The organism is Thalassospiraceae bacterium LMO-JJ14, assembly GCA_021555105.2.
Classification (GTDB): domain Bacteria; phylum Pseudomonadota; class Alphaproteobacteria; order Rhodospirillales; family Casp-alpha2; genus UBA4479.
Window position 1 is genome coordinate 2,436,883 of record CP134604.1, and the last position, 17,409, is coordinate 2,454,291.

Below are 17,409 nucleotides of genomic sequence, written 5' to 3' on the forward strand. Positions count from 1 at the left end.
CGTCGTTCCGGTGCCGGATTTCCGGCCACACTCGCGGAGGCTTAACCGGAGAAGGAAAAAGGCTTATGGCGCTTCCCGATTTCACGATGCGTCAGCTCCTCGAAGCTGGCGTTCACTTTGGTCACAACACCCGCCGCTGGAACCCCAAGATGGCTCCGTACATCTTCGGCGACCGTAACGGTATCCACATCATCGATCTGCAACAGACCGTGCCGCTCATGCACCAGGCGATGGTCGCTGTCCGCGACGTCGTCAAACGCAACGGCCGCGTGCTGTTCGTCGGCACCAAGCGTGCCGCGCAGTCGCGCGTTGCCGAAGCGGCCAAGCGTTGCGGTCAGTATTACGTCAACCATCGCTGGCTCGGCGGTATGCTGACCAACTGGCGGACGATTTCGAACTCGATCAAGCGTCTGAAAGACCTTGAGAAGATGTTCGACGATCAGGCGCAAATCGAAGGTCTGACGAAAAAAGAACAGCTCATGCTGACGCGCGAGATGGAAAAGCTCGAGCGCGCACTGGGCGGCATCAAGGATATGGGCGGTCTGCCGGACATTCTGGTCATCATCGACACGACCAAGGAAGACATCGCAATCAACGAAGCCAACAAACTGGGCATTCCGGTTGTCGGCGTCATCGATTCCAATGCCGATCCGGAAGGCATCACGCACCCGATCCCGGGCAATGACGATGCAATCCGCGCCATCGGCCTGTACTGCGATCTGATGGTCGGCTCGGTACTTGATGGCATTCAGGCTGAAATCGGCGTTGCCGGTGGCGACATCGGTGCGGCTGAAGGGCCGGCCGAAGAACTTCCGGTCGAACCGGCACCTGCGGAAGCCGTTGTCGTCGCTGAAGCGGCGCCGGCAGCTGAAGAAGCTGCTCCGGCACCGATCGAGGCCGCCGTGGAAACTGCTGCCGATGCTCCGGCCGAAGGCGACGCCGCCAAAAGCTAAGGAACGCAACGGGACGGAGGCCGCTCGTGGCCTCCGCTTTCCCCTGACAAGTAAACACATTTCGGAATAACGAGGAAAAACAATGGCTGAGATCACTGCAGCATTGGTTAAGGAACTGCGCGAAAAGACCGGCGCGGGCATGATGGATTGCAAAAAAGCGCTGGCCGAGAATGATGCCGATCTGGAAGCAGCCGTCGATTGGCTGCGCACCAAGGGCCTCGCCGCCGCTGCCAAGAAAGCCGGCCGTGTTGCCGCCGAAGGCCTTGTCGGCGTTCACATCGAAGGCAACAAGGGCGCCGTATGCGAAGTCAACGCTGAAACCGACTTCGTCGCCCGCAACGACGCCTTCCAGGCACTTGTCGGCAACATCTGCAAGTTGTCCGTTGATGCCGACGACATCGAAGCCCTGAACGGCATGGCGTATCCGGGGACCGGCCGCACCGTCGCCGAGGAAATCACCCACAACGTCGCAACCATCGGCGAAAACATGAATATTCGCCGCATTGCTTCGCTCAGCGTCGAAAAAGGCGTGCTTGCAAGCTATGTTCACAACCAGCTTGTACCGGGCCTCGGCAAGATCGCGGTTCTGGTCGCGATGGAAAGCGAAGGTGGCACGGACGGCCTTGCAGAAGTCGGCAAGCAGCTTGCGATGCACATCGCAGCAGCACGTCCACAATCGATCGGCCGTGAAGATCTGGATCAGAATGCCGTCGAACGCGAGCGACAGGTACTGATCGAACAGGCCCGCGAATCGGGCCGCCCCGAAAACATCATCGAAAAGATGGTCGAAGGCCGTTTGCGCAAGTTTTATGAGGAAGTCTGCCTGCTCGAACAGACCTTCGTCATCGACGGCGAAAGCAAACTGTCCAAGGTCGTCGAAGATGCCGGCAAGGCTGCCGGCGGTGCCGTCAAAGTCACGGGCTTCAAGCTTTTCGTGCTTGGTGAAGGCATCGAAAAGAAAGAAGAGGACTTTGCCGCTGAAGTCGCTGCTGTGGCAGGTGGCAACTAAAAAGTACCGGTCCGGCGCGGTGTTTTGACAGCACCGTGCCGATTTCCGGTCGTGACAACCGGGAACCCTGTTATACTGCGAAATGGGCCGGGATTCGGCCTTTTCTTATACATATTTCGCATACGACAGGTTTGGGTTTTAGGCAGGAGCGGGAATGAGTACACCAACCAAATACAAGCGTGTACTGCTTAAACTGTCAGGCGAGGCCCTGATGGGAAGCCAGGGTTTCGGACTTGATGCCGAAACCGTTGACCGAATTGCCGAAGAAATTAAATCCGTTCACGAAAACAGCGTTCAGGTCTGCCTTGTTATCGGCGCCGGCAACATCTTCAGGGGTGTTTCGCTGGCCGCTGCAAATATCGAACGTACCACAGGCGATTACATGGGCATGCTTGCCACCGTGCTGAATGCACTCGCCATGCAAAGCATGCTGGAAAGCAAGGGAGTCAGCACCCGCGTTCTTTCCGCCATTCCGATGGCTTCGGTTTGCGAACCGTATATCCGCCGCCGCGCCGTCAGGCACATGGAGAAGGGCCGCGTCGTGATCTTCGCCGCCGGCACCGGCAACCCGTTTTTCACAACGGATACGGCAGCGGCATTGCGTGCCGTCGAAATGAACTGCGATGCCCTTCTGAAGGGGACACAGGTTGACGGGGTCTATTCCGCCGACCCGAAAAAAGACTCCACCGCAACGCGTTACGAGCATTTGAGCTATCAGGACGTGCTCTCTCAGGACCTGCGGGTCATGGATACCTCGGCGATCGCCCTGGCACGCGAAAACGCGGTTCCCATTTTGGTGTTTTCCATTCACAATCCGGGCGCATTCGCCGATGTTGTCGCCGGACTGGGAACGTTTACGACAATTTCGGACAACAACGAAAAGTAAGGGAGGCGTTGATGAGTGATATCAACGGCACACGTAAAGATATCGATCACCGCATGACACGGGCTGTCGAGGTTCTGCATGAAGAATTTGGCGGTCTCCGGACCGGCCGTGCATCCACCAGCCTGCTCGATCCCATTCAGGTCAACTGCTATGGCGCGAACATGCCCCTTAATCAGGTTGGCAGCGTCTCCGTCCCGGAAGCGCGAATGCTCTCCATCCAGGTCTGGGATAAAGGCAACGTCAAGGCGGTCGAAAGGGCTATTATTGACTCCGGTCTCGGCCTCAATCCCGCGGTAGACGGGACGCTCGTGCGAATCCCGATCCCGCCGCTCAGCGAAGAACGGCGCCAGGAACTGGTCAAGGTCGCCGGCAAATATGCGGAAGAAGCCAAGATTGCTGTCCGCAATGTCCGCCGCAGCGCACTGGATGACCTTAAAAAAGCCGAAAAGGACGGGGATATTCCTCAAGATGCGCTTCATGATTATTCAGAAGAGGTGCAGGAACTCACCGACAAGCACATCGCCGATATCGACGAAGCGCTGGCCAATAAAGAGCAGGAGATCATGCAGGTCTGACCATGAGCATTGCACCGCTCACGAAAACCGAAGATGAAACTATACCGGTCCATGTCGCAATCATCATGGACGGCAATGGTCGGTGGGCGAATGCTCGTGGAAAACCGCGTTCCATGGGTCATAAAGCAGGCGCCGAAGCCGTACGAAAAACATTAGAATCTGCTGCAGATACAGGCGTCAAGTATCTGACATTGTTCAGTTTTTCTTCTGAAAACTGGAAGCGTCCTGCAACCGAAATTGCTGATCTGATGGGGCTTCTCCGGCTTTATCTCAAAAGAGAAATCAGCAATCTTTGCGATAAGGGCGTGCGCCTCAAGGTTATCGGCGACCGCACGCGGTTGGCGGCGGATATCATTGCCGCCATTGAAGAAGCGGAAAGCCGCACAGCGCAGAATACCCGCATTACGCTGGTTCTCGCACTGAGCTACGGTGGGCGTGACGAACTGGTGATGGCGGCCAGGAAGCTTGCCGAACGTGCCGCTGCGGGCGACCTGAAGCCGTCGCAAATCGATGAACACACATTTGAACAAGCGCTTTACACGTATGGCATCCCCGATCCGGACCTGTTGATCAGGACCAGCGGAGAGAAGCGCATCAGTAATTTCCTGCTATGGCAGCTCGCATATGCAGAGTTTGTCTTCATCGACAAACACTGGCCGGACTTCAACGCCGAAGATTTGGCCTCGGCAATCAAGGAGTACGGGCGACGTGAACGCCGCTTCGGCACCAGCCACAACTGAGAAACGCCTTTCGGGCATGAACTTGCGCGCCGTTTCCGCTGCCGTGATGGCGGTGCCTGCGCTTGCGGCCGTATATTATGGGCCACCCTGGTTTACCGCGCTTGTTCTGGCTGCGGCCATCGCCATGGGTTGGGAATGGTCCCGCATGTGCGGTGGTAATCCAAAATGGCTGATTGCAGGTATTTTATACATCAGCATTCCATCCGGCATCCTGATCTGGCTGCGCGGCGATGTTGCGTCGGGGATGATCACGATTTTCTGGTTATTCGCCGTTGTCTGGACGGCCGACATTGCGGCTTATATCTCCGGGCGCAGCATCGGCGGGCCGAAACTGGCACCACGTATCAGCCCCAAAAAGACCTGGGCCGGCTTTATCGGCGGCATCACGATTGCCACGCTCGTCGCAGGATCGTTCGCCGTCTATTGGGATGGATCCCCATTGTTGCTGGGCATATGGGGTGCCGTCGTCGCAATCGCCAGTCAGGCCGGTGACTTGCTGGAAAGCGCCATAAAGCGACATTTCGGCGTCAAGGACAGTTCGACACTCATCCCCGGTCATGGCGGCGTTCTGGATCGTGTGGATGCCCTTGTTGCCGGTGCCGTCGCGATTGCCATTCTTAAATACACATTGGGACGGGATGTCATGCCATGGCTGTAATCAGTCCATTGGCCACTGAAAGCAAGGCCCCGCGCACGGTAACCGTTCTCGGCTCCACGGGATCGGTCGGCTGTAACACTATCGATCTGATCAAACGTTCCCCCGACCGGTTTCAGGTCGACACCCTAAGCGGCAACAGCAATGTCCAGCTTTTGGCGGAACAGGCCATCGAGGTCGGCGCGAACATGGCCGTCATCGCCGACGAAACCCTTTATGAGGATCTCAAATCCGCCTTGTCCGGTAGCGGTATTGAAGCTGCAGCCGGGCGGAACGCCCTGATCGAGGCCGCTATGCGGCCAAGCGACTGGGTCATGGCGGCAATTGTCGGTGCAGCGGGCCTGGCCCCGACACTGGAAGCAGTGCGGCGGGGCGCCATTGTCGGTCTCGCGAACAAGGAATGTCTGGTTTCTGCCGGGGAGTTTTTCTGCCGCGAGGTTGCCAGTGCAAATGCCCGGCTTATTCCCGTCGACTCAGAACACAGCGCGATCTATCAGGTATTTGATTTCGAGCGTCCGGAACGGGTCGAGAAAATCATTCTGACGGCTTCCGGCGGTCCGTTCCGTGAGCGTTCGCTGGATACCTTGACGAAAGTGACGCCGGCAGAAGCCGTTGCGCATCCCAACTGGTCAATGGGCGCCAAGATTTCCGTCGATTCCGCGACCATGATGAACAAAGGCCTGGAGTTGATCGAGGCGTACCACCTGTTTCCCGTCGCCGGCGAGCAGATCGAGATTCTGGTACATCCACAGTCCGTCATTCACAGCATGGTCGAATATGTCGATGCATCTGTGCTGGCGCAGCTTGGCACGCCCGACATGCGCACGCCGATCGCTTTCGCGCTGGCATGGCCGGACAGGATGGAAGCACCATCGCCGCGCCTGAAACTGGAAGATATTGCCACATTGACGTTCGAAGCCCCGGACCCGGTGCGGTTCCCGGCGCTTCGCCTGGCGCGCGAGGTCCTGAACATTGGCGGTTCCGCGCCGACGGTTCTTAATGCCGCCAACGAAATAGCGGTGAATGCCTTCCTCAAGGGAGGGCTTGGTTTTCTCGATATCGCCGCCGTCGTCGAAGCGACACTTGAGCAAATCCCCAGAACCAATCTGACGTCTCTGGATGATGTCTACGCAATCGATAAAGAGGCGCGACGCATCGCAAGTGAAAAAACAATAGCAAGCAGCAGATAACATTGGTGTATTTTCGTTCCGGACATTGACGGCAAGGCTTTACACCCGCATATCTGTTGCAGAAAAAATCAACAAATAAAGGCCCGCAATGGATTTCGACACCCTCAACACCGTGCTCTGGTTTCTCGTCGTCCTTTCGATCATCGTTTTCGTTCATGAATTCGGTCACTATTGGGTGGCAAGGCGCAATGGTGTCCGCGTCGAAGTGTTTTCCATCGGCTTCGGTCCGGAAATCTTCGGCTGGTTTGACAAGGCCGGCACACGCTGGCGGGTCAGCGCCGTCCCACTCGGCGGCTATGTCAAAATGTTCGGCATGGCAGAGGAAGGCGAAGCTGACAGCGCTCAAGGTTTCCTCGAAAAAGGGGCAGGTGAAGCAGCATCGAACGGCCCACACGAATTAAGCGATGAAGAGAAATCCGTTTCTTTTGCCTTCAAAACCGTCGGACAACGTGCCGCGATCGTCTTTGCAGGCCCCGCCATCAACTTTATCTTCGCCATGCTGGTACTGGCCGTTATCGCCATGTCGGTCGGCGTGCCGCAGATTCGCGTCTCCGTCGGCGAGGTCATGGCGGATTCCGCCGCCGCCACTGCCGGCATCGAAGCTGATGACGTGCTTGTCCGCCTGAACAATGCCCAAATCGATAATCCCGGGGTTGTGCAGGAAATCGTTTCCGCCAGCCCCGGCCAGACTCTGCCGCTGACCGTTTTGCGGGGCGAGCGCGAAATAGAACTGAGTGTTACGCCACAGCCCGCAGACCAGGATGGCCTCACCGTTGGCAGACTGGGCATCCGTATGCAGGGGATCATCGGCGAGCACAAACGCCTCAATCCGTTATCCGCTGCCTGGTTTGGTGTCGAGAAAACCGTCTCCATTACCGGGCAGGCATTGAACAACATCGGCAAGCTTCTGATCGGGCAGGGTAATTTCAAGGACCTCGGCGGACCGATCGCAATTGCGCAGATGTCAGGGCAAGCCGCCGAGCAGGGCGCACTGCAATTATTCTTTTTCATGGCTGTGTTGTCGATCAACCTCGGGCTTATAAATCTGTTCCCGATCCCGATACTTGATGGTGGCCACCTTCTGTTCATGGGAATCGAGGCTGTTCGCGGCAAGCCGCTTGGTGATCGGGCACAAGAATACGGTTTCCGAATTGGACTGGCTTTGGTATTGATTCTCATGGTATCTGTGACTTGGAATGATATCGTTCGGATATTGGGGCTTTGATAAAAGTTCTTTGAATCCGAGAGTATTAGCGCCTGAAAGCCTGTTGGCTCGGCGATTGGGGAGATAAGCGTGACGGGATTGGCCCGGCTTACGGCGGTTGCGTTGATGACAGCGGCCATAGGGCCGCTTTCGTCATTAACCATATCCGCATCCGCAGCCGAGACGGTTGAGATCGCACAGGCCGACGTTATCCAGACCGTAGAAGTGCGCGGCGCACAACGCGTCGACCCCGGCACAGTGCGCTCCTATATGGTTATCCAAGAGGGCGATCCCTTCGACCCCCGGCGCATCGACCGTTCGTTGAAGAGTCTCTTTGCGACGGGTCTGTTTGCCGATATCTCGCTCAGGCGCGAGGGCAATACGCTGGTTGTGAACGTTGTCGAAAACCCGATCATCAACCGCATCGCGATCGAGGGAAACCACGAATTCGATGCCGAAACCATTAAAACCGAAATATCGTTGCGACCGCGCGTCATCTACACCCGGACGAAAATTCAGGACGACGTCAAACGTATCCTGACACTTTATCGTCAAAGCGGTCTGTTCGCCGTCAACGTCGAGCCGAAAATCATTCAGCTCGAGCAGAACCGCGTCGACCTTGTTTTCGAAATCGCCGAAGGGGCCGAGACGGCAATCGGCAGTATTCGCTTTATCGGTAACAGGGAATTCAGTGACGGACGCCTCCGGGAAGTCATCCAAACGCGTGAGACCACATGGTGGCGTTTCTTTTCTACGGATGACGTTTACGATCCCGACCGCATGAATCTCGACCGGGAATTGCTGCGCAGATTCTATCTGGCCAACGGTTATGCCGACTTCAAGGTAAACACGGCGGTTGCGGAACTGACACCTGATAAAAAGGCGTTCTTCCTGACATTCGCGATTGAAGAGGGTGAGCGTTACCGTTTCGGCGATCTTGAAGTCGAAGCACGCCTCAAAAACCTGAATGATGAGGATCTGAAAACCGCCCTCGAAGTTGAGAGTGGCGATTGGTACAGCGCCGATGAAATCGAAAAAACCATCGACCGGTTGACGGAGCTTGTCGGTACGCTGGGGTTTGCGTTCGTGGAAATCCGGCCACGCGTTAACCGTGATCGCGAGAACAAAACCATTAACGTCAAGTATGTGGTGAACGAAGGCCCCAGGGTTTTCGTCGAACGCATCAACATCGCCGGAAACGTCCGAACCCTCGACAAGGTGATCCGCCGCGAGTTCAGACTTGTTGAAGGCGATGCCTTTAACGCTTCAAAACTTCGCCGTTCGAAGACGCGCATCCAGAACCTTGGGTTCTTCGCAAAAGTCGATGTCGAGCAGATTGCCGGAGACGCCCCCGATAAAACCATCATCAATGTCAATGTCGAGGAAAAGCCCACGGGGCAGATCACAATCGGCGCCGGCTTCTCATCCAGCGTCGGGGTTCTCGGCGACATCCGTTTACGGGAAACCAACTTCCTGGGCCGTGGTCAGGATGTCGGGGTTAAGTTCCAGCTTGCGGCTGCGGCTTCAGAACTGGATTTCAGCTTCACAGAGCCATATTTTCTGGATCGGGATCTTAGTGCAGGTTTCGACCTGTTTAGAACAACCCGGGACCTGCAGGATACCAGCTCGTTCGATATTAAGCGAACTGGCGGCAGACTCCGGGCCGGATATGAGATTACCGAGAATCTGTCGGAAGCCTGGCGGTATACGGCACGGCTGACCGATATTTCTAATATTGATGACGATGCATCAAGCTTGATCAGAGCACAGGAAGGCGAGGAAACGCTCTCCGAACTCGGCCATTCCATCGCCTATGACCGCCGCGACAGAAAGATCAAGTCGACGAAAGGCTATATCCTCAAGCTCGATACAGACCTCGCCGGTCTTGGTGGTTCGATCCGCCATGTTCGCAATACCGCAATCGCAGTGAACTATTATTCCTTGGCCGACCAATGGATTATCTCGACGCGGGGCAAAGTCGGCTATATTGCCGGCATTGGGGAAGATGTCGTCTTATCTGAACGCTACTTCGTGGGCGGCGATGATGTGCGTGGCTTTGAAACGTCTGGTATCGGGCCGCGTGACCTTGCAACGGACGATGCTTTGGGGGGGGAATTCATGTATTCCGCTTCCCTCGCGCTATCATTCCCCTCGGGTCTGCCTGACGAACTTGGCGTTACTGGGCGGCTTTTCACGGACCTAGGCTCATCCAGCACGTTGTCACCGACGAATTCCACAACCGCCGACGAGAACTCGTTGCGCATGGGGGTCGGCGCGGGCATAACATGGGAGTCGCCTTTCGGGCCGCTTGGGGTTGATTTTGCGTACCCGGTTCTGAAAGAGGATTTCGACAGAAAAGAATATGTGCGGATTAATTTCGGCACAAAATTTTAGGAGGCAAAGTTGTTTTTACGCACCATAGCATTTTCGCTGATTATAGCTTTCTTTGCGTCCGTGACGCCTGCGAATTCTGTGAAGGCTCAAACACCCGTTGCAAGTGATGCTTTGTTGATCGCGGTCATTGATATCGGCAAAATCCGCCGCGATGCCGTATCGGTCAAATCGATCCGTGAACAGATCATCAATTACCAGAACAAGATCCAGGGTGAAATCCAGAACGAACAGGAAGCCTTAAGATCCGCACAACAGGAACTCGCCAAAAAACAAACGCTATTGGCACCAGAAGCATTTGCCGATGAGCGCCGCAAATTCGAGCAACGTGTAGTCGGCGTCCAGCAAATGGTTCAAGAGCGCCGCCGCGCCCTGGAAGACAGCCAGAAAAAGGCCATGTTTCAGGTTGAAAATGCATTGAATGAAGTTATCGCAAACATAGCGGAAAAAAATGATTACGACGTAATTTTGCGGTTTTCTCAGATCATTTATGTCAAAAACAAGCACGAAATTACGGAAGAGGTTCTCAAGCAACTCGACCAGAAACTGCCGACCATTCAGGTCGACTTGCCGAAAAACTAGATATAATGGCTGATTCCCGGTTCTTCAGGAACGCCGGGCCGTTCAGTCTGGCGCAAATTGCCGAGACGGCCGGTGCCGAGTGCATTAATTCAAAGGATACATCGCGATTATTTCATGATGTTATGTCTTTGGATGTGGCGACAAACGCGCATGTAAGTTTTCTCGATAATCGGAAATACACCGAGACTTTCAGAGCCTCGAAAGCCGGCGCCTGCATTATTGCACCGGATGTAGCAGACCTGGCGCCGGACAGCATGGATCTTCTGGTCACGCCCGAGCCTTATCACGCCTATGCACGGGTTGCGTCCTTGTTCTATCCGATGCCGACATCGGATGGCCAGGTGCATGCCTCGGCCACAATCGCTGTCGACGCCCTGATCGGCGACAACGTTGAAATAGGCGCACATGCCGTGATCGGTAGTCGCGCAGAAATAAGCGATGGTGTGATCATTGCTCCCGGCGCAGTTATTGGCAACGGCGTGCAAATCGGTGCAAACACCCGGATAGGGGCGAACGCCAATATCATGAATGCGATGATCGGTGAAGAGACGATTATCCATGCGGGAGCAAGCATCGGTCAGGACGGTTTCGGCTTTGCAATGGGTCCAGGTGGACACGTTAAGGTTCCCCAACTGGGTAGGGTTATTGTCGGATCGAATGTTGAAATCGGAGCCAATACAACCATCGACCGCGGCACAGGTCCGGATACGGTTATCGGTGACGGTACCAAGATCGATAACCTTGTACAGATTGCCCACAACGTTCAGATCGGACAAAATTGCGTTATCGTCAGCTTGGCCGGGATATCCGGCAGTACGGAACTTGGCGATTTCGTGGTATTGGCAGGTCAGGTCGGTGTCGCCGGACATTTGAAAATCGGCAGCGGATCGCGGATTGCCGCACAAAGCGGGGTCATGCGAAATGTAGACCCCGGTCAGGAAATGGGCGGTAGTCCGGCAAAGCCCGTTCGCGCCTGGTTAAAGGAAGTGGCCATGATCGAGCGTTTGGCCAAGAAAAAGGGGAGCTAGGTATGGACGCTGAAACGACCACTACCGGCCATGACGTGGATATCGCCGGTATCATGGAACGCATACCGCACCGATACCCGTTTCTGCTGATCGACAAGGTGCAGGACATCGTTCCCGGCGAAAGCGCCACGGGCATCAAGAACGTGACGGTAAACGAGCCTTTTTTTCAGGGCCATTTTCCGGACCACCCGATTATGCCTGGCGTACTGATCGTCGAAGCCATGGCGCAAACGGCGGCGATCGTCGTGATCGAAGGATTGGATAACACCGCTGCCGACAAACTCGTGTATTTCATGTCCATTGATAACGCCCGCTTCCGCAAGCCCGTTCTGCCGGGGCATACGCTGAATCTCGAAGTCACCAAGGAACACGGGCGCGGGAAGGTATGGCGTTTCAAGGGCGTTGCCAAATCCGATGGGGCTGTGATGGCCGAAGCCGTATTCACGGCAATGATTGTCGACAAGGCTGATTAGGACATAGGAATGACCGATATTCACCCGACAGCTATCGTCGACCCGGCCGCGGAGATCGGCAGTGGCGTTAAGATCGGCCCGTATTCCGTGGTTGGCAAAGGTGTCCGCCTTGGTGACCGGGTCGAACTTTTGTCGCACGTTGTCGTTGCCGGAAGCACCACTATCGGTGCCGAAACCCGTATCTTTCCGTTCTCGTCCATCGGCCATCAGCCGCAGGACCTAAAATACAAGGGCGAACCGTCAACGCTTGAAATCGGTGAACGCAACGTTATTCGCGAACACGTAACGATGAACCCGGGAACGGACGGCGGCGGCTTGTTGACCAAGGTCGGTGACGACTGCCTTTTCATGGTCGGTGCCCATGTCGCCCACGACTGTCTGATCGGAAATAACGTAATCCTCGTCAACAGTGCCACACTTGGCGGGCATGTCGTCATCGAAGACTGGGCGATCATTGGCGGTCTCTCGGCTGTTCATCAGTTCGTACGTATCGGCAGACATGCCATGATCGGCGGCAAAACCGGCGTTGAACACGATGTCATCCCTTATGGGATTGTCACCGGCAACCGCGCCAAACTGGAAGGCCTGAACATCGTCGGATTGAAGCGCCGTGGTTTCTCGCGTGATTTGATCCATGAGATCCGTAAGGCATACCGCATGATTTTTGCCGAAGAAGGCACGATGGCCGAGCGGCTGCAAGATGTGATTGAGGATTTCAGCGACAATGAACCTGTCATGGAAATCGTCAATTTCATCAACAGTGATTCATCTCGCCGGATCTGCCAGCCGCATATGGAAGATGCCGCATAGCAAGCTCGGCATCCTCGCCGGCGGAGGCATGCTGCCGGTGCTTGTCCGCGACGCATGCCTTTCCCTTAAAAAACCTTTTCATGTGGTCGTTTTCGACGGGCAAGGGGATCCGGCGCAATTCGCCGATGACAGCCACGCCGTCATCCGCCTCGGCGCCGGCGGAGAAACGGTCAAAAATCTGAAATCCAAAGGCTGCGACACGCTGGTCATGGCCGGGTCAATCCGCCGCCCCGGCTTGAAGGAATTGCGGCCAGACTGGTGGGGCATCAAATTCTTCGCCTCAAGCGGTGCCGCCGCCCTCGGCGACGATGGTCTTCTTGCGGCTTTGATCAAAGCCCTCGAGGGGGAAGGCTTCGGCGTTATCGGTGCCGATGAATTGTTGCCGGATTATCTGATGCCGAAAGGGATTGTCGGCAAGATCCAACCAACAGCGGCACAATCATCCGATATCGTGCTTGCCGTAAAAGCCGCGAAAGAGCTTGGCATACGCGATGCCGGACAGGCAGCCGTGGTCCGGGGCGGCGAAATCATCAGTGAAGAGCAAGCCGATGGCACGGATGCGATGCTGAAACGACTGGCCGGTCAGGGAAATGCCGGCGGCATCATGGCAAAGACGTTGAAGCCCGGTCAGGAACGCCGTGCCGATCTGCCGACCATTGGGCCGGAGACGATCATCAATGCCAAAGCCTGCGGTCTGGACGGGATTGTGATCGAAGCCGGAAATGCCTTTCTGATCGATCGCCGGGGTACAGCCGCATTAGCCGACGAGCAAGGATTGTTTCTTGTTGGCGTTGATGCTGACGGGGTATGGCAATGAGCGAGCCGCTGCATATTTTCCTGATTGCCGGTGAACCGTCGGGCGATGTCCTTGGCATGCGCCTGGTGGAAGGTATCAAGGGGTTGAGTGGGGATCGGGAAGTCCGCTTTTCCGGTGTCGGCGGACCACTGATGTCTGACAAGGGCCTTGAAAGCCTGTTTCCTATGGATGAGTTGACTATCATGGGGCTGGCCGAGGTTCTGCCACGCATCCCGAAAATACTCGGCCGCATTCACGAAACCGCCGACGCTGTTCTGAACAGCAAACCGGATGTTGTCGTGACCATCGATGCCCCTGATTTCTGCTTTCGCGTCGCCAAACGGCTCAGGCATTCCGGCGTGCCGGTCGTGCACTATGTGGCACCATCCGTCTGGGCATGGCGGCCGGGCCGGGCCAACAAGGTCGCAAAACTCGTCGATCACGTCATGTGTCTTTTGCCGTTCGAGCCGCCGTATTTCGAACGCGCCGGGGTTGCCGCCACATTCGTCGGCCATTCGATACTTGAGAGCGGTGCCGACCGGGGGGATGGGAAAGCCTTTCGCGAACGGCACGGCATCGGATCAGACGAGCGGGTCATCCTGGCCTTGCCCGGCAGCCGTATGAGCGAGATTTCGCGCCTGATCGATATATTCGGCGAAACCATCAGCCGGGCCATATCCATTGTCGGACCCTGCCGGGTTGTGCTGCCGACACTGACAGGCATTGCCAATGAAATTCGCGTTCGCACATCGGACTGGGACAACACCCTGGTCATCGATGATCAGGCAGAGAAATACGATGCCTTTGCCGCTGCCGATGCTGCGATCGCCGCCAGCGGTACTGTTTCGCTGGAATTGGCCATGGCCGGGGTGCCGAGCCTGATCGCCTATCGTCTGTCGCCGCTGACAGCGTTCATCGCCAAAAGGCTGATCCGGGTTAAATATGCTTCGATCGTCAATCTTATCCTCGACAAGCCCGCAATCCCTGAATTCCTGCAGGAAAACTGCACCCCCGACGCCATGGCGCCCGCGCTGGCCGACCTGCTGCGCCCCGGTGCAGGTACCGCACCCCAGCAAACCGCCGATATCGCCCGTGCTCTTGATGATCTCAAACCCGGCGATGACCTGCCATCGGTCGCCGCCGCGCGTGTTGTGTTGAACTCAGTCAAATCAGGCAGCGCATAATAAAACGGCGCGGGATCGCTCCCGCGCCGTCGAAGAGTGACCTGTATTTGCGTTAGCGCTTGGCGATTTCGAGGTAATCGCGCTTTTCGGCACCGGTGAAGAGCTGGCGGGGACGTCCGATTTTCTGGCTCGGATCCTCGATCATCTCGTTCCACTGGGCAATCCAGCCGACAGTACGCGCCACGGCGAACAGCGCCGTGAACATGGTCGTAGGAATCCCCATCGCTTTGAAGATGATACCCGAATAGAAATCGACGTTCGGATACAGCTTCTTCTCGATGAAGTATTCGTCCTCAAGCGCGATTTTCTCGAGCTCAAGGGCGATTTCGAGCAGCGGCTCGTCATGCACGCCGAGTGCATCAAGTACCTTGTGGCACTGGGTGCGCATGACACGCGAACGCGGATCGAAGTTCTTGTAGACACGGTGACCGAAGCCCATGAGACGGAACGAATCTTCCTTGTCCTTGGCTTTTTCGACGAACGCGCTGACGTTCGACTTGTCGCCGATTTCTTCCAGCATGTTGAGCACCGCCTCGTTGGCCCCGCCATGTGCGGGCCCCCAAAGCGACGCAATGCCCGCCGAGATGCAGGCGAACGGATTGGCGCCCGACGAACCGGCGAGGCGGACCGTCGATGTCGAAGCGTTCTGTTCATGGTCGGCATGCAGGATCAGGATAACGTCCATGGCTCGCGCCAGGACCGGATCGATCTCATATTCCTCGCACGGGGTGGAGAACAGCATGTGCAGGAAGTTCTCGGCATACCGCAGCTTGTTTTTCGGATACGTGTAGGGCTGGCCGAGGTTGTACTTGTATGCCAGTGCCGCAATGGTCGGCATCTTGGCGATCATGCGGTACGAAGAAATCATACGGTGCTTCGGATCGCTGATATCCAGTGAGTCGTGATAGAACGCCGACAAAGCGCCAACCATACCGCACATCACCGCCATCGGGTGTGCATCGCGGCGGAACCCGCGCAGGAAGGTCTGCATCTGTTCATGCACCATCGTATGGTAGGTGATGTCATGCTCGAACTTGGTCTTATCTGATTCCGTCGGCAGGTTTCCGTACAAGAGCAGATAGCAGACTTCCATAAAGTCGGAATGTTCGGCGAGCTGTTCGATCGGATAACCGCGATACAGCAAAACACCTTCGTCACCGTCGATAAAGGTGATCTTGGATTCACAGCTACCTGTCGAGGTGAACCCCGGATCGTAGGTGAAGCAGCCGGTCTGAGCATACAATTTGCGCACATCGATCACGTCAGGACCGAGTGAACCGTGCATCACCGGCAATTCCCAGCTATCGCCACTCTGGTTATCGGTGAGGGTAAAACTTTTTTCGTTACTCATTCAGGTCTCTCCTCTGTTGCGTGCGGCCGGCGATCCGGTCCGCAGTCGCGCTCTTTGTTTGAGCGCGTTTTGTTGTCGCCGGTGCGTGTCAGTTCACGTCATCCAGCCGGGCGAGGGTTTCTTCACGGCCGAGAACGGCCATGACCTCGAATATTCCGGGGGACACCGTGGTCCCCGTCAGCGCCGCACGAAGCGGCTGCGCCACTTTGCCGAGCTTCATTTCGTGTTCATCGGCATATGCCTTGGCGGCTGCTTGGACGTTTTCTTCCGTCCATTCGTCGATATCAGCCACACCGGCACGAAATGCGGTTAGTGTCTGCTTAGCCTCGTCGGTCAGGATTTGCGAGGCTTTTTCGTCTGGTTGGAGAGGGCGTGAAATTGCATAAAACACTGCACTTTCAGAAAGTTCAATCAAGTTCTTAGCACGTTCCTTCAACCCATCCATACCCATTTTTACCCGAGCGGCAGCCCCTTCGGCAAGCTTTCCATCAAGCACCTCGTTGAGGCGCGCCATCACCAGATCCGTCAACCGGTCGTTATCCGTATGGCGGATATAATGGCCGTTGAGGGATTCCAGCTTCTGGAAGTCAAACCGTGCAGCGCCACGACCGACGGCATCCAGCCCGAACCATTCGATTGCCTGCTCGGTAGAGATAATCTCTTCGTCGCCATGCGACCATGACAGACGCATCAGATAATTTCTGAGCGCTTCGGGCAGATACCCCATGTCGCGGTATGCATCGACACCAAGCGCACCGTGGCGTTTCGACAGTTTGGCGCCATCCGGTCCGTGTATCAGCGGGATATGCGCAAATTCCGGCAGGTCCCATTCCATTGCCTTGAACAGCTGTACCTGGCGGAAGGCATTGACCAGGTGATCGTCGCCGCGAATGACGTGCGTGATCCCCATGTCATGATCGTCGACGACGACAGCCAGCATATAGGTCGGCGTCCCGTCAGCACGCAGCAGTACCATGTCATCAAGCTGTTCGTTGGCGACTTCAACGCGGCCCTGGACCAGATCCTCGATCACCGTGGCACCCTCGATCGGCGCACGCAGGCGGATCACCGGGTCTATGCCGTGTGGCGCATCACCGGGGTCCCGGTCGCGCCAGGTGCCGTCGTACATGCGCTTTTGCCCCTCGGCACGGGCCTTGTCGCGCATTGCCGTCAGTTCTTCAGGGCTGCAGTAGCACTTGTAGGCCATCCCCTTGTCGAGCAACTGCTGAACCACCTCCTGGTGGCGCTCGCGGCGTTCAAACTGGGAAATGGCGTCCCCATCCCAATCCAGGCCCAGCCAGCTCAGACCGTCGAAGATTGCCGCGACCGCTTCATCCGTCGAACGCGCCCGGTCCGTATCTTCGACCCTGAGCAGAAACGTACCACCATCACCATATTGTTCATGGTGCTTTGCAAACAGCCAGTTGAAGAGCGCTGTACGGGCGCCGCCGATATGCAGAAATCCAGTCGGCGAGGGGGCGAATCGGGTAACGACGGGCATGTAATCTCCTTGAAAATTGCACCAAGGAAACGAGGCGCGGAGTGTATCTATCACAAATATCTCGCGTGTGCAGCATAAACG

17 protein-coding genes are annotated in these 17,409 nt (G+C 56.3%); 15 read left to right on the plus strand and 2 right to left on the minus strand.

Annotated elements, in window-relative coordinates; translation table 11 throughout:
• Positions 1–65 precede the first annotated feature (65 nt).
• The 15 genes from rpsB to lpxB all read left to right on the plus strand — a co-directional run bounded on the left by rpsB (position 66) and on the right by lpxB (position 14,476).
• Positions 66–953 carry a 30S ribosomal protein S2 gene (gene rpsB, locus L2D14_11490; GenBank protein WNJ98491.1) on the plus strand — a complete coding sequence of 296 codons (888 nt, stop codon included), beginning with the start codon at positions 66–68 and terminating at the stop codon, positions 951–953.
• Between the two features lie 82 nt (positions 954–1,035).
• Positions 1,036–1,962 carry a translation elongation factor Ts gene (gene tsf / locus L2D14_11495; GenBank protein ID WNJ98492.1) on the plus strand — a complete coding sequence of 309 codons (927 nt, stop codon included), beginning with the start codon at positions 1,036–1,038 and terminating at the stop codon, positions 1,960–1,962.
• A 154-nt stretch (positions 1,963–2,116) separates the two neighbouring features.
• Positions 2,117–2,848 (plus strand): UMP kinase, encoded by a 732-nt coding sequence (gene pyrH / locus L2D14_11500; protein ID WNJ98493.1) that lies wholly within the window; start codon positions 2,117–2,119, stop codon positions 2,846–2,848.
• An 11-nt stretch (positions 2,849–2,859) separates the two neighbouring features.
• Complete coding sequence (frr, locus tag L2D14_11505) at positions 2,860–3,423, plus strand: ribosome recycling factor (GenBank protein WNJ98494.1); 564 nt, start codon at positions 2,860–2,862, stop codon at positions 3,421–3,423.
• Positions 3,424–3,425: 2 nt separating this feature from the next.
• Entirely contained in the window at positions 3,426–4,163 is a 738-nt protein-coding gene (locus L2D14_11510) for an isoprenyl transferase (protein ID WNJ98495.1), read from the plus strand.
• Between the two features lie 16 nt (positions 4,164–4,179).
• Entirely contained in the window at positions 4,180–4,821 is a 642-nt protein-coding gene (locus L2D14_11515; protein WNJ98496.1) for a phosphatidate cytidylyltransferase, read from the plus strand.
• Positions 4,812–6,008 (plus strand): 1-deoxy-D-xylulose-5-phosphate reductoisomerase, encoded by a 1,197-nt coding sequence (locus L2D14_11520; protein ID WNJ98497.1) that lies wholly within the window; start codon positions 4,812–4,814, stop codon positions 6,006–6,008. The genes L2D14_11515 and L2D14_11520 overlap by 10 nt, the downstream gene beginning before the upstream one ends.
• Positions 6,009–6,096: 88 nt before the next feature.
• The gene (gene rseP, locus L2D14_11525; protein ID WNJ98498.1) at positions 6,097–7,233 is read left to right on the plus strand and encodes an RIP metalloprotease RseP; all 1,137 of its coding nucleotides are present in this window, start codon (positions 6,097–6,099) and stop codon (positions 7,231–7,233) included.
• Positions 7,234–7,302: 69 nt separating this feature from the next.
• Positions 7,303–9,606, plus strand: a complete 2,304-nt coding sequence (bamA, locus tag L2D14_11530) for an outer membrane protein assembly factor BamA (GenBank protein WNJ98499.1) — start codon at positions 7,303–7,305, stop codon at positions 9,604–9,606.
• A gap of 9 nt (positions 9,607–9,615) precedes the next feature.
• The gene (locus tag L2D14_11535; GenBank protein ID WNJ98500.1) at positions 9,616–10,185 is read left to right on the plus strand and encodes an OmpH family outer membrane protein; all 570 of its coding nucleotides are present in this window, start codon (positions 9,616–9,618) and stop codon (positions 10,183–10,185) included.
• 5 nt (positions 10,186–10,190) lie between these two features.
• Positions 10,191–11,213: a UDP-3-O-(3-hydroxymyristoyl)glucosamine N-acyltransferase gene (gene lpxD / locus L2D14_11540; protein WNJ98501.1), complete on the plus strand. Its 1,023-nt coding sequence runs from the start codon at positions 10,191–10,193 to the stop codon at positions 11,211–11,213.
• Between the two features lie 2 nt (positions 11,214–11,215).
• The gene (gene fabZ / locus L2D14_11545) at positions 11,216–11,686 is read left to right on the plus strand and encodes a 3-hydroxyacyl-ACP dehydratase FabZ (protein WNJ98502.1); all 471 of its coding nucleotides are present in this window, start codon (positions 11,216–11,218) and stop codon (positions 11,684–11,686) included.
• Between the two features lie 9 nt (positions 11,687–11,695).
• Positions 11,696–12,496 carry an acyl-ACP--UDP-N-acetylglucosamine O-acyltransferase gene (lpxA, locus tag L2D14_11550; protein ID WNJ98503.1) on the plus strand — a complete coding sequence of 267 codons (801 nt, stop codon included), beginning with the start codon at positions 11,696–11,698 and terminating at the stop codon, positions 12,494–12,496.
• A complete protein-coding gene (gene lpxI, locus L2D14_11555) occupies positions 12,486–13,313 on the plus strand; it encodes a UDP-2,3-diacylglucosamine diphosphatase LpxI (GenBank protein ID WNJ98504.1) in 828 nt (275 codons plus the stop codon). Before lpxA ends, lpxI begins: the two co-directional genes overlap by 11 nt.
• Entirely contained in the window at positions 13,310–14,476 is a 1,167-nt protein-coding gene (gene lpxB / locus L2D14_11560; protein WNJ98505.1) for a lipid-A-disaccharide synthase, read from the plus strand. The genes lpxI and lpxB overlap by 4 nt, the downstream gene beginning before the upstream one ends.
• Positions 14,477–14,528: 52 nt before the next feature.
• Here lpxB and gltA read toward each other — a convergent pair whose 3' ends face one another.
• Entirely contained in the window at positions 14,529–15,827 is a 1,299-nt protein-coding gene (gltA, locus tag L2D14_11565; GenBank protein ID WNJ98506.1) for a citrate synthase, read from the minus strand.
• 88 nt (positions 15,828–15,915) lie between these two features.
• On the minus strand, positions 15,916–17,328 hold the full coding sequence (gene gltX, locus L2D14_11570; protein WNJ98507.1) for a glutamate--tRNA ligase: 1,413 nt from the start codon (positions 17,326–17,328) through the stop codon (positions 15,916–15,918).
• Positions 17,329–17,409 lie beyond the last annotated feature (81 nt).

What these genes read in the sequence shown, in the direction of transcription:
- gltA (WNJ98506.1), bottom strand. Translation starts at nt 15,827, where the DNA reads ATGAGTAACGAAAAAAGTTTTACCCTCACCGATAACCAGAGTGGCGAT.
- gltX (WNJ98507.1), bottom strand. Translation starts at nt 17,328, where the DNA reads ATGCCCGTCGTTACCCGATTCGCCCCCTCGCCGACTGGATTTCTGCAT.
- rseP (WNJ98498.1), top strand. Translation starts at nt 6,097, where the DNA reads ATGGATTTCGACACCCTCAACACCGTGCTCTGGTTTCTCGTCGTCCTT.
- pyrH (WNJ98493.1), top strand. Translation starts at nt 2,117, where the DNA reads ATGAGTACACCAACCAAATACAAGCGTGTACTGCTTAAACTGTCAGGC.
- lpxA (WNJ98503.1), top strand. Translation starts at nt 11,696, where the DNA reads ATGACCGATATTCACCCGACAGCTATCGTCGACCCGGCCGCGGAGATC.
- L2D14_11510 (WNJ98495.1), top strand. Translation starts at nt 3,426, where the DNA reads ATGAGCATTGCACCGCTCACGAAAACCGAAGATGAAACTATACCGGTC.
- lpxI (WNJ98504.1), top strand. Translation starts at nt 12,486, where the DNA reads ATGCCGCATAGCAAGCTCGGCATCCTCGCCGGCGGAGGCATGCTGCCG.
- lpxD (WNJ98501.1), top strand. Translation starts at nt 10,191, where the DNA reads ATGGCTGATTCCCGGTTCTTCAGGAACGCCGGGCCGTTCAGTCTGGCG.
- fabZ (WNJ98502.1), top strand. Translation starts at nt 11,216, where the DNA reads ATGGACGCTGAAACGACCACTACCGGCCATGACGTGGATATCGCCGGT.
- frr (WNJ98494.1), top strand. Translation starts at nt 2,860, where the DNA reads ATGAGTGATATCAACGGCACACGTAAAGATATCGATCACCGCATGACA.
- L2D14_11515 (WNJ98496.1), top strand. Translation starts at nt 4,180, where the DNA reads ATGAACTTGCGCGCCGTTTCCGCTGCCGTGATGGCGGTGCCTGCGCTT.
- lpxB (WNJ98505.1), top strand. Translation starts at nt 13,310, where the DNA reads ATGAGCGAGCCGCTGCATATTTTCCTGATTGCCGGTGAACCGTCGGGC.
- L2D14_11520 (WNJ98497.1), top strand. Translation starts at nt 4,812, where the DNA reads ATGGCTGTAATCAGTCCATTGGCCACTGAAAGCAAGGCCCCGCGCACG.
- rpsB (WNJ98491.1), top strand. Translation starts at nt 66, where the DNA reads ATGGCGCTTCCCGATTTCACGATGCGTCAGCTCCTCGAAGCTGGCGTT.
- tsf (WNJ98492.1), top strand. Translation starts at nt 1,036, where the DNA reads ATGGCTGAGATCACTGCAGCATTGGTTAAGGAACTGCGCGAAAAGACC.